The following is a 12,179-nucleotide window of genomic DNA, read 5'->3' as shown; positions in this document are numbered from 1 at the left end:
CCGCTTGTGCGAACGGTAGATGTAAAAAGCTGCTGCGCCTATGGCGAAAATGGTAAGTCAGCCAGAGCTGTTCATATTCATTTAAAACCTCGGCACATCGACGTCGCGCAGAAGTTCCTCGGTGGCACATTTGAAACGCTCCACCAGAAAGTCCAACAGGACCCGCACTCTGGCAATTCGGTACCGATTGCCATGCAGCACCGCAAACACCCCAGCTTCTGCTACGCAATAGTCAGGCAGCAGCACCTTCAACCGCCCGGCACGGATATCCGCTGCTGCGTCCCAAATGGTCTTGCGTGCAATGCCATGACCGGCCAATGCCCAAGCACGTGCCACGGCGCCATCGTTGGTTTCCCAGGCGCTTTCCAATGGCACACTGTGGTTCCATGTCTGGCCGTCCACCCTGAAATGAAAGGTGTTTAAAGGACCCGCCGGAGTCACCAGCAGAATAAATTTATGCCCGGTGAGCTCGGCCGGCGTCTGCGGCTCGCCGTGGCTCGCCAGGTAGTCCGGCGAGGCACAAAGCACCCGCCAGTTGGGTGCCAGTTGCCGGGCGATCAACGAGCTATCACGCAGTGGGCCGAAACGAATGGCCAGGTCGACATCGTCCTGTACCAGGTTAGACATAGCGTCCGACAAGGTCAGCGCCACCTTCAACTGCGGATGCTGCGCGCAAAAGGTCTCGAGCCAGTCATTAAGCAGGTGACGGCCAAAGTCAGTAGAGGCAGACAGACGGACTTTACCGCGTACTTCCTGCTGACTCGCCTGCAACCCCGCCTCCGCCTCATCAATGGCGCGCAAAGCGACCCAGCATTGCTGCAGATAGAACCGGCCTTCATCAGTCAGCCGCAGTTGACGGGTTGTGCGATCAAACAAGCGGGTATGCAGCGCCGCCTCCAACTTGAGCAACCGTGCGCTGGCCGCCGCCGGCGACAACCCCAACTTGCGTCCAGCGGCTGAAAGACTGCCGAGGTCGGCAGCCTCAACGAACAAGCGCATGTCCCCCAATCGATCAGTGGCCATCTTCAATCCAGATTTGATTAAGCATCAAATTCTAGACCAATTATCAAATCACAGACACTTCATCACAATCAGGCCTCACCTGTTTTTCGAGCAAGCTCATGAACCGCGAAGAATCGATTCAACCCACCCCCCCGCCGTCCTCAGAACTACCTATCACTGGCTTACTGGCCCTGACCACCGCGAGTTTTATCGCCACTGCCAACGAGAGCGTACCCGCCGGCCTGTTGCCACACATCTCCGACACGTTTGAGGTTTCCCAGGCATGGGCGGGGCAATGGGTCACCGCGTGTGCCCTCGGTTCCGGGCTGGCGGCCGTTCCCTTGACCTTGGCCTTGCAAGGTTGGCCACGGCGCCTTGTGCTATTACTGACAGTGGGGGTGTTCTGTTTGTGCAACGCGGTAACTGCCTTGTCGCCGTATTTTGCCCTCACCCTGGTCGCGCGCCTGATCGTCGGGGTCGCCACTGGTGTGGCGTGGAGCCTGTTGGCCGGTTATGCGCGACGCATGGTCGCCGCGCCCTTGCAAGGCCGCGCGATGGCAGTGGCTATGCTGGGTATCCCCGTCGCCTTGGCGCTGGGCGTACCACTGAGTGCCTGGCTGGGTGAACAGATCGGTTGGCGCAATGTGTTCGGGCTGCTAGCGGCGTTGAGCCTGGCGCTGATGGTTTGGATTCGGCTGAATGTCCCTGACTTTGCCGGGCAACGGGCTGGTCAGCGCTTGTCCCTGGGCCATGTTTTGTCCAGGCCAGGCGTGCGACCGGTGCTGACGGTAGTTATGCTGTGGATCATGGCTCATTACATGCTCTACACCTATATTGCGGCATTCCTGGCATCGGTCGGGTTGGATGGACAGGTCGAGCAGGCATTGCTTGCGTTCGGCATTGCGGCTCTCGTGGGTATCTGGCTCACCGGGCTATTGATTGACCGCTGGCTGCGGCGGTTGGTGCTGTTGAGCCTGGCCGGGTTTGCGCTGGTATCGCTGGCATTGGCGTTGGGTGGCTTGCCTGCCATAGCGGTTTATCTGGCGATGGCTGCCTGGGGCCTGAGTTACAGCGGTGCACCGACCCTGCTACAGACAGCTTTGGCGAATGCTGCTGCCGACGGTGCCGATGTGGCTCAGTCGATGCTGGTGACCGTGCTGAACCTCGCGTTTGCGGGCAGTGCCGTAGTGGGCGGTGTACTGCTTGAGACGACAGGCGTGGGATCGATCCCCTGGGCAACCTTGGGATTGGTGCTGCTGGCCTGGTTGGTTGTTAAGGTGGGTGGCCAAGCTGGGTTCAGGAGCTTGTCCAAGCCCTGACCGGTTTTACTGCCGCTTAGTCCGAATTCGGCTCAGCCAAAATGCAGGCAAGCCAGTTCACACAAATGCTGTGTGATGCCTTCCTCGGAGTGTTCCGGAGCTGCAATCAACAGCATCTCCGAGGCACTCGATGAGGCTCAAGCGACGGCACGCAATGCCGGTGATATTACGCCGCCGCTCAATCTCAACTTCGTCACTCTAAGCAGCTCGATTAAATTGTTCGGAGCGCCGTCTGAGTATCTGCGTCCAGTTCAGATGCTCGGTTACTACCCTGACGAAGTCCTCAAGCGCTAATTTTAGCTCGATGAAGCACGCCTAGCCGAGCAGAGCATCCTAGTGTCACAGGCCATTTGAACGGCCTCTGACTGCTAACATTCCGTTGGCAGCCAGTCGGATAATGGCCGTAACGTTGGGCCTCATAGTGGTGAGGCATTTTCAGACGATATAGCCACTTATGCCGTCCCACAGAAGTTTTACCGCCGTGACTACGAGCAGGCAGTAGCAGGCAAGGTACATCTGGCGTTGATCCAGCTTGGTGTGCAGTCGCCAGCCCAGCCAGACACCACTTGGAACTGCTAACAGGCAGATGACCATCAGGCTTAGCACGTTACCGGTGGGCCTGGCTAACAGCAGCCAAGGCACTGCCTTGAGCAGATTGCCTACGGTAAAGAACATGCTGGTGGTGCCGGCATAGGTTTTCTTGCTTAGACCGAGCGGCAACAGGTACATCGCTAATGGTGGCCCACCAGAATGCGCGACCATAGTCGTGATCCCAGAGGTGACGCCTGCGGACACCGCCTTGAGCGATGAGCGCTGGCTGCCCCTGATTTCCCCACCGGTTTTGAACCAGAGGCCGACAAAAATCAGGGTAACCGCCGCCATCACTAACGCGACTGCGCGGTGATCCATGACGCGAAAGAGTAGATAGCCGACACCGATGCCGACAATCAGACCTGGTAACAACAGCACCAAGTCGGGTTTAGACCAAGTGGATGGCTTCCAGTAACGCAGGCCGAACAGGTCCATCGCGATAAACAACGGCGCTAGCAGTCCGCCGGCTGTGAGCGGATCCATCACCAGCGACAGCAGCGGAATGCCGACAATGGAGAAGCCTCCACCGAAGGCACCTTTCATAAAGCAGATCAAAAAAACTCCGGCGAAGGTCACCAGAATCGTGGTGGTGGTCAACTCAAGGTCCACGGTGCTGCCCCCTGATCCGGCTGCTCAAGGTTGGCCAGCATTATCGAAGAAAGCTCAACGTGCCCGCGCTCGCGCAAGTGCGCGATCGCAGACAAGCGATCAGCGTGCGACTTGTTTTGATTGAGCTTGCGCTTGCATTCAACGCACTGCATTTCGATCTCGATACCGACAACTCTCGACACCATCTCGTCCAGATATTCACGCGGCGCATCGCCCATCTTCCAGGGCTTGATCTCCTTGGACTCCTGGTGGCGAGTCAGCTGGGCCAGGGTGCGGCGCAGGAGCTTTTCTTCCGACATCACGCGCATGACGCCATGCACATGCACCACCTCGTAGTTCCATGTGGGAACCTGGCGATGCGTTTCGTGTTTGGACGCATACCAGTTGGGCGAAATGTAGCCTTCTGCCCCCCTGAAGATCACCATGACAGGCGTGCCGCCGGCGCAACGTTGCCACACAGGATTGGCGCGGGCCACATGAGCGGTCAGCAACCCGTATGTTCCGTGGCCGGTATCGAGTTCAAAGGGAATGTGGTCCGCATCCATGCCGGATTCACCCTCAGTCACGAGGATGCCCAGCGGATTGTCGCGGATAATTCGGTGCAACTGTTCCGGGCGGTGCTCTGCGAAGTGTTCGGGAATGTACATGGGATTTCACTACGGATTGTTGGGAGTCCATAATGTCGACCACGATCTGCATCATCGAAAGTGCCAGTTTCGAGGTTTTTCCATGGGCCAGTTTTCAGCCAATCCGGATGCATTTTCCCGCGGCGCGCAACGTCGGATCTATGCCAGGCTGCGCGCGCAGATAGAAGACGGCACGCTTGCCGCCGGCACGAGGCTCATGTCGACGCGGGCAATCGCGGCCGAACTCGGCGTGTCGCGAACCACTGTAACGGCGGCTTACGAGCAACTGGCGGCCGAAGGCTTTGTCCTGACATCAGTGGGCAAGGCCGCCACGGTAGCGAGCATAATCAGCACTCAATCCGGGCATGCCCAAGGGGACTCGGCGCAGCAAAAGGAACTGCCGCCAGTGCTTTCCCTTTACGGGCAACGAGTGGCCATCATGAAGCCGTACAACATGGCGTCACCCCAAGCCCGCATCGATTTCAGGTACGGCTCAGTCGCTACCAGGGATTTTCCGGCGCTGGGTTGGCAGCGCGCCTACCGTTCCGAACTAGTCAAGCGTCAACCGAGCCTCGCTTACGGCCACCCCGAAGGGGAAGAGCGCTTGCGCAATGCGCTGCAAGGTTATCTGCGACGCGCACGCGGTCTGGCGTGCGATGCGGATCAAATACTCGTCGTGCATGGCTCGCAGCAAGGACTTGACCTGTGCGCCCGGCTTTTGCTGAACCCGCAAGATGCATTCGTCTTCGAAGAGCCTGGCTACCGCATGGCCAGATATTGCTTTGAGGCCACGGGCGCGACGGCGTTGCCCATACCCGTCGATGCCTCTGGACTGGATACCAGTGCTCTGCCGGAAGGTGATCGCGTGCGCCTGGCCTTTGTCACTCCGTCGCACCAGTTTCCCATGGGGGCGGTGCTTCCTGTCGCACGTCGCCTCGAACTGCTGAGTTGGGCGAGGCGACATCGCGCGTGGATCATTGAGGACGATTACGGCGGCGAGTTTCGCTATGGCCAGCGGCCCATCGACGCACTGCAATCCATGGACGCAGATGCTCGCGTCATTTATGTCGGAACGTTCTCCAAGGCACTCTCACCGCAACTCAGGTTGGGTTATCTGGTTCTTCCACGCGAGTTGGTTCACGTTTTCCGTGAAGCCAAACGGCTGACCGATCGACACTCACCGCGCTGGGAGCAAAACGTGCTCGCCTCATTGATCGAAAGTGGAACCTATGAGCGTCACGTTCGCCGCCTGCGGCGGGAAAATGAACTGCGGCGAAGGGCATTACTGGAGGCTTTTGAACAGCATCTGGCGGAATATGGGCAACTGGCCGGCATGGCGGCGGGCTTACACGGCGTATTAACGCTACCCGCGCTTCGCGCTCAGGATGAGCCGACGTTGCAGGCGATAGCGCTCGAACGCGGGGTTGGCGTATATCCGCTTTCGCCGCTGTTTGCCGAACCAGCGTCGGTAGAATACGAGCGATCGGCAGGACTCATTTTGGGCTATGCCGGCCTGACAACGCAGCAGATTCATGAAGGGATCGGCATTCTTGGCACGGTGATTCGGGAGGTTAAAGAGCTTCGGACTCGAGCAAATTTACAAGGTAGAGATAAGGCGAATAAGAAAAAGTGGTCGGCTTGAGTGACTGCTAAGGGTGGAAACTGGTTCTGGACGGAGGCACCGCTATTGGCCGATTGCTGCTTGTCACGAAAGGCAGAAATCGGCCAATAGCTGCTGGGCGTGATCGACCGCTAATGGCCCAGAGTGTGTAAAAACGCTTCGCCAAAATTGAAGTGTGCGCTTCTACGTTAAATCTGAAATTTATCGGCACGTCAGCAGTAGCCTTGAACTCCCCCTCGCTATCTCCCCCTCAACCCTTTATGATGAGATCTATTCTCATAAACGCCAGTTCTCGGAATGCCCACACATCACCCCCTGATGGCCGCCCTGGCTCTCCATTACGACGACCTAGTTGACTACATCAAGCGTCGCTTCCACGGCCGAGACTTCGCACGCGACTTGATGCATGAAGTGTGCGTGCAGATGCTGGAGAAACCACCCCGCGACCCCATCGCCACGCCTTTGGCGTTCCTGCGTAAAACGGCGTTCAACCGCGCCATCGACCGTATTCGCGCCGAGCGTACGCGGCAGGCTCATTTAAATGGCCATGTGCCCGAGTACCTGAGCGTCGACGATTGGGACGGCGCCCAGGCGCTGGATTTCGAGCAGCAGCTGGCGGCGTTGCTAGACATCATCCAGGCGTTGCCCGTGCGTCAGCGGCAGGTATTCCTGCTGCATCGCATCCATGACATGTCGCAACGGGAGATCGCAGAGGAGCTGGGAATTTCGGTGAACATGGTGACCCAGCATTTCGGGCGGGCCATGAAGACCATCGGTCAGCATTGGGAGCCGGCGCGCCGAGCCCTTCGGAAAAACCCATGAATTCCTCGCCTTCCCGTGACCCCAAAAACGATCTGCTGCAGCCGTTCGCGGACGCTTTGCGTGAGCGCGTGCCGTCCAAGGAAACCTTGCTGGCCGAAGGTAAAGCCTTCACCAAAAGCCGCCGCAGCAAACAGAAATCCCTGGGTGCCGGATTGTTGGTCCTGGCGCTGGCAGGTGGCTTGTGGCAGTTGGATCCGGCCTGGCAGACGGAGGATGTGCAGGTCGCCATCGGCCAACGTCAGGAAGTTCGTTTGCAGGATGGTAGCTTGGCGATGCTCAATTCCGGCGCTCATCTGCGTATCGAAAAACGCCTGCGCAGCCGTCAATTGGAATTGCTGAACGGCGAAGCGATGTTCACCGTGGTACATGGCGATTCGCCGTTTATTGTGCGTAGCCAGGGCGTACGAGTGCGGGACATAGGCACAATATTCAATCTACGCAGCGATGAGCGTGGGGTGGATGTGGGTGTGATCGAGGGCAGTGTCGAGGTCAACAATGACCACACCGCGCCACGCCTGCTGAAGGCGGGCGAGCAGGTGCGTGCCACCGCTGAAGGGGTCGGCACGGTGGCACCGGCAAGCCGCGAGGCGCTGACGGCCTGGCAGCAGGGTAAGTTGCGCTTCGACGGTACGCCACTGAGTGAGGTCGTGCGCGACCTTCAGCAGTACCGCGAGCAGCGTATTAAAGTGGCCAATACAGCCACCGGTGAACTGCGCCTGTCGGGGGAGTTCGACAGCAAAAGCGTCGAGACACTGATCGAAATGCTGCCGCGGATTCTACCGGTGAGCCTGATACGTACCGCCGATGGCCGCGTGATTCTTAACAAGACTCGCTAACAGACAAGAATTATTTTCAACACGACATCAAGATTCCTACAGCGTCATACGCCATTGCCCATAGAGAGCACTTTCATCACTGGGGATCACAATGGGTAAGAACACGCGAGTGCAACGTCTGGCATTACTGGCTTCCAGCCTGTTACTGGCGGGGGCCGCCAATGCGCAATCCGCCACCTACCGCTTGGATATTCCCGCGCAAGCGCTGGATAAGTCCCTCAATGCGCTGGCGCAACAAACCGGCAGCCATGTGCTGTTCGCCACGGATATCGCCGAGGGCCGGCAAGCCCCGGCGCTGCACAGCCAGATGACCGTGGAGCAGGCCCTGCAAAGCCTGATCGGCCAAAGCGGCCTGCAGGTGCAGAAGGTCGACGACGGCAGTTATTTGATCGCCCCATCCGCCAGCGATGACGCGCTCAACTTAGGCGCAACCACGATTCAGGGGCACGCGCTGGGTGTGACGACGGAGAACTCCGGGTCCTACACTACGGGCGCGACGAGTACGGCAACCAAGTTGCCGCTTACCCTGCGCCAAACACCACAATCAGTGACGGTGATCACCCGCCAACAAATGACTGATCAGAGCTTGGGCACAATCTCTGATGTATTGGGGCAGACCCCCGGTGTGTCGGTGATGCATGACGACAGCGAGCGCTTCAACTTCTATTCCCGTGGTTTCGCGCTGAATAGCTTCCAGTACGACGGCGTGCCTACTTCAGATTTCACCACTAACACCAACGGCCTGGGTGTGCGGGACATGGCCATCTATGACCGGGTGGAGGTCGTACGCGGCGCCACTGGATTGATGAGCGGCGTCGGCAGCCCGGCGGGCGTGGTCAACTTAGTGCGCAAGCGTCCTACCACGGAATTCCAGGGGTACGTGTCTGGCAGTGGCGGTAGCTGGGATCGCTATCGCACTGAGATGGACCTGTCCGGGCCCCTCACGCAAAACGGCGCAGTGCGGGGTCGGGTCGTCGCGGCGTACGACGACTCCAACTCCTTCATCGATTACTACTCGTCGAAGAAAAACGTGTTCTACGCCATCGGTGAAGCCGACATCAGCGACAACACCATGGTGTATGGCGGTATCGACTATCAAAAGATCAACTCCAACGGTTCCAGCTTTGGCCAGTTGCCGTTGTTTTACGCCGATGGCACGCGTACCGATTTTTCCCGCTCGAAAAACCCGGCGGCCAGATGGGCCTATGCCGACAGTGAAAGCACCAAGTACTTTGGCGGTGTCGAGCATCATTTCGACAATGACTGGATGCTGCGTGTCGAAGCCAGCCACTGGAAAGGCGACACCGAGCAACTGCAAGGCAACCTGATCGGTTGGGGCCCTTACCCAGACCAAACGACCCGTCAAGCCCAGTTGTTCCGTAGCCACAAGACCTATGTCATCAACACCGATTCGGTGGATGCTTATTCCACCGGGCCGTTCTCCTTGCTCGGTCGCACCCACGACTTGATCCTGGGGCTTAATGTCAGCGACCGCCGCTCGGATTACTTCTCGCAAAATGCCGATGCAACCTCTGCGCGCCTGAGCGTGGACTTTGACAACTGGGGCAATAATGCGCCTCGCCCTACGTCCTACGTAACCTGGAGCTCCCAGGATTATCACATCAAGGAAGTCGGCGCTTTTGGCGCGGTGCGCCTCAAACCTACGGACGATCTGTCCGTTATCCTAGGTAGCCGCGTCGTCAACTACAAGCGCGAAGGCGAGCTGGGTTATAACTCTGACCCGGCCAACCCTGACCATGATGATGCCAAGAAAACCGGCAAGGTCATCCCCTACGCTGGCGTGGTCTATGACCTGACTGAGCAGCATTCGGTCTATGTCAGCTATACCGACATTTTTGAACCGCAAAGCAACATCGATATCAGCGGCAAAGTCTTGGAACCCATGGCCGGCAAGAACTACGAGGCTGGCCTCAAGTCCGAGTTCTACGGCGGTGCATTGAACACCAGCATCGCGGTGTTCAAGACCAAGCAGGACAACTTTGCGCAGTACGTAGGCAGCACCGACGACGGTCGTGATGCTTACGAGGGTGTGACCAATACCACCAAGGGCTTTGAGTTGCAGGCCTCCGGCGAAGTATTGCCGGGCTGGCAGGTACTGACCGGGTTCACCTATTCCCAGCCGCGTGATGAGCAGCACAACCGTATCGACTCCCAGCGCCCTGAGCGCCAGTTCAAGCTGGCAAGCACCTACAAGCTCAACGGTGCGCTCAAGGACCTGACGGTTGGCGGCAACGTTATCTGGCAGGGCAAGACATACTTCGTCAACGAGTCACTGGAATCGGAGGCCAAGGAGGGTAGTTTTGCCGTGGTCGGTTTGTTGGCACGTTATGACATCGATAAGCACCTGAGTGCCTCGCTTAATTTCAATAACATCTTTGATCGCGAGTACTACACAGGCTACGGCCTCTACAACAGCTACTACAGCGGTGATCCGCGCAACGTGATGGTGGGGCTCAAGTACCAGTTCTGAAGACGCCTGCGCCATTCAACTGCCAGAACACCCGTCGATGGTGGCCAGGGAGAGTAGACGACTACGCTCCACTGGCCTATGGCACGATCAGTAAGCTGACTTTCCAACGCGCATTATCGAACAACCAACATTTCAGGATCTTGTCCGCTTTGACGCGATATTCGCCTTGAATGAAGCATTTCATCAGGCAGTTCCTGCGTTAAAATCTCCAGCAATCATACACACGATGACATTTATGAAAGCGCCGAGAATGACTAAGACACATTCCTCTCACATGGCTCGAAAGCTAGTGAGACTTGGCAGGACTGTTAAACATGAATTCAAGGCTGACAACGAAACATACGAGTGGTATTTGGAATGGGAGCACGTTGAAGAGCCTCCATTACTTTCCTCACAAGATAATTAGGATAAACCCAGCCACGAACGCTCCTGTGACTGATTAAGGTTGGAAGATTTAACGCTGCAGATCTAAGTACGATGGAAGCCTTTTTACACAGTCTCGGCCCAGAGTGTGTAAAAACGCCTTCGCGAACTCTTGCTATGATTTCTGAGGATTTCATCGCAGGGATCGCCCATGAAGCGCTTTATCCAAGGTGAACATCGAGGCCAAGGCACCTTACTTCCCGAGAGCCTCGACGACTACGTCAGCGATACCAATCCGGTGCGGGTAGTCGACGTCTTCGTCGACGAACTCGACCTGGTCAATCTGGGTTTTGAAGGTGCCATTCCAGCTGATACTGGCCGGCCGGCTTACCACTCCGCGATCCTGCTGAAGATCTACATCTACGGCTATCTCAACCGCATCCAGTCGAGCCGACGTTTGGAGCGAGAAGCCCAGCGCAACGTCGAACTGATGTGGTTGACCGGGCGTTTGATGCCGGACTTCAAGACCATCGCCAACTTCCGAAAAGACAACAGCAAGGCCATCAGAGGCGTCTGTCGCCAGTTCGTTGTGCTATGTCAGCAATTGGGGCTGTTCGGAGAACATCTGGTCGCCATTGATGGCAGTAAATTCAAAGCAGCCAACAACCGCGACCGCAATTTCACCAACGCCAAACTGAAGCGGCGCATGGAAGAAATTGAATCGAGTATCAACCGTTACCTAGCGGCACTCGATGCTGCCGAGCGGCAAGAACCCATAGCTTCCGAGCCCAGTGCCGGGCGGCTGGAAGAGGAAATCGCCAAGCTCAAAACTCAAATGAAGGAGCTTCAAGCGATCGAAATCCAGCTCAATGAATCGCCGGATAAACAGGTCTCACTGACCGATCCAGACGCCCGTTCCATGATGACGCGCGGCACAGGAATCGTCGGCTACAACGTGCAGACAGCGGTCGATACTCAGCACCATTTGATCGTTGCACATGAGGTGACCAACGTCGGTTCCGACCGGGATCAACTCAGCTCAATGGCCAAGCAGGCCCGCGAGGCGATGGCGTCAGATACGTTGTCGGTAGTGGCTGACCGAGGTTACTTCAAAAGCGAACAAATCCTGGCTTGTCACGATGCAGGTATCACCGCCTATGTGCCCAAGCCGATGACCTCTGGAGCCAAGGCAGACGGGCGTTTCAATAACGATGCCTTCATCTATGACGCGGCAAAAAACGAATACATTTGCCCGGCTGGAGAGGCGCTGATCTGGCGCTATACCAACGTTGAAAAAGGCCTGACGTTGCACCGTTACTGGAGTTCGAAATGCCGGGGCTGCGCAATGAAGCCGCAGTGCACACCGAGCACACACCGGCGGTGTTCGACGCTGGGAGCATGAAGCCGTATTGGAGGAGATGCAGCTTCGGCTGAGCAAAGCACCGGAGATGATGCGAGTCCGAAAGCGGACGGTTGAGCATCCCTTCGGGACGCTCAAACAATGGATGGGTGCGACGCACTTCCTGACGCGAAAGCTGGCCGGGGTGGGCGCGGAGATGAGTTTAAATGTGCTCGCCTACAACATGAAACGAGTCATGAAAATCATCGGTGCTCACGGTTTGATGAAGGCGCTATCGGCATAAAAAGCTGATTTTGGCCCATCCCAGAGGCTGTAAAAACAGCGTTGAAGTGTTCCAGGTCGCGACTGATGCAATACGCAGCATTTGCCATGCGATCGTTCAGCCACGAACGTCAATGATCCAAGACGATGAGGCCTTGAGCGTTTTTACACACTCTGGGCCGACTGCTGCCCTTCATGACCGGCAGATTTCGACCCAAAGCTGACTTTCGTCAGTGAATCAAATTCCTCCAAGCGCCCGTGGAGGTATGCAGAATAAA

At 57.2% G+C, this 12,179-nt stretch carries 8 protein-coding genes and 1 pseudogene; 6 read left to right on the top strand and 3 right to left on the bottom strand.

From position 1 onward, the window contains the following. Positions 1–81: 81 nt before the first annotated feature. Positions 82–1,023 carry a LysR family transcriptional regulator gene (locus tag HX839_RS19955; protein WP_177036102.1) on the bottom strand — a complete coding sequence of 314 codons (942 nt, stop codon included), beginning with the start codon at positions 1,021–1,023 and terminating at the stop codon, positions 82–84. 98 nt (positions 1,024–1,121) lie between these two features. Here HX839_RS19955 and HX839_RS19950 point away from each other — a divergent pair, with 98 nt between their 5' ends. Beyond that, the gene (locus tag HX839_RS19950; RefSeq protein WP_177028431.1) at positions 1,122–2,321 is read left to right on the top strand and encodes an MFS transporter; all 1,200 of its coding nucleotides are present in this window, start codon (positions 1,122–1,124) and stop codon (positions 2,319–2,321) included. Between the two features lie 435 nt (positions 2,322–2,756). Here HX839_RS19950 and HX839_RS19945 read toward each other — a convergent pair whose 3' ends face one another. Together HX839_RS19945 and HX839_RS19940 are read right to left on the bottom strand one after the other, a co-directional pair. Continuing rightward, positions 2,757–3,521 (bottom strand): sulfite exporter TauE/SafE family protein, encoded by a 765-nt coding sequence (locus tag HX839_RS19945; protein WP_177067580.1) that lies wholly within the window; start codon positions 3,519–3,521, stop codon positions 2,757–2,759. Next, positions 3,506–4,168, bottom strand: a complete 663-nt coding sequence (locus HX839_RS19940; protein WP_008432591.1) for an FMN-binding negative transcriptional regulator — start codon at positions 4,166–4,168, stop codon at positions 3,506–3,508. The genes HX839_RS19945 and HX839_RS19940 overlap by 16 nt, the downstream gene beginning before the upstream one ends. Here HX839_RS19940 and HX839_RS19935 point away from each other — a divergent pair. From HX839_RS19935 to HX839_RS19915, 5 genes and pseudogenes are all read left to right on the top strand, one after another. Then, a complete protein-coding gene (locus tag HX839_RS19935) occupies positions 4,167–5,789 on the top strand; it encodes a PLP-dependent aminotransferase family protein (protein ID WP_102368746.1) in 1,623 nt (540 codons plus the stop codon). The genes HX839_RS19940 and HX839_RS19935 overlap by 2 nt on opposite strands. A gap of 297 nt (positions 5,790–6,086) precedes the next feature. Continuing rightward, entirely contained in the window at positions 6,087–6,590 is a 504-nt protein-coding gene (locus HX839_RS19930) for an RNA polymerase sigma factor (RefSeq protein ID WP_003210521.1), read from the top strand. Continuing rightward, complete coding sequence (locus tag HX839_RS19925; RefSeq protein ID WP_003210519.1) at positions 6,587–7,426, top strand: FecR family protein; 840 nt, start codon at positions 6,587–6,589, stop codon at positions 7,424–7,426. The genes HX839_RS19930 and HX839_RS19925 overlap by 4 nt, the downstream gene beginning before the upstream one ends. Before the next feature lie 91 nt (positions 7,427–7,517). Further along, a complete protein-coding gene (locus tag HX839_RS19920; protein ID WP_023658734.1) occupies positions 7,518–9,917 on the top strand; it encodes a TonB-dependent receptor in 2,400 nt (799 codons plus the stop codon). A 574-nt stretch (positions 9,918–10,491) separates the two neighbouring features. Further along, a pseudogene (locus tag HX839_RS19915) lies at positions 10,492–11,923 on the top strand (IS1182 family transposase). Positions 11,924–12,179 lie beyond the last annotated feature (256 nt).

Source organism: Pseudomonas sp. I8001, from assembly GCF_013385345.1.
In the GTDB taxonomy this organism is placed as follows: Bacteria; Pseudomonadota; Gammaproteobacteria; order Pseudomonadales; family Pseudomonadaceae; genus Aquipseudomonas.
The sequence above is the reverse complement of the archived record's forward strand: the minus strand, read 5'-3'. Positions and strand labels throughout refer to the sequence as shown.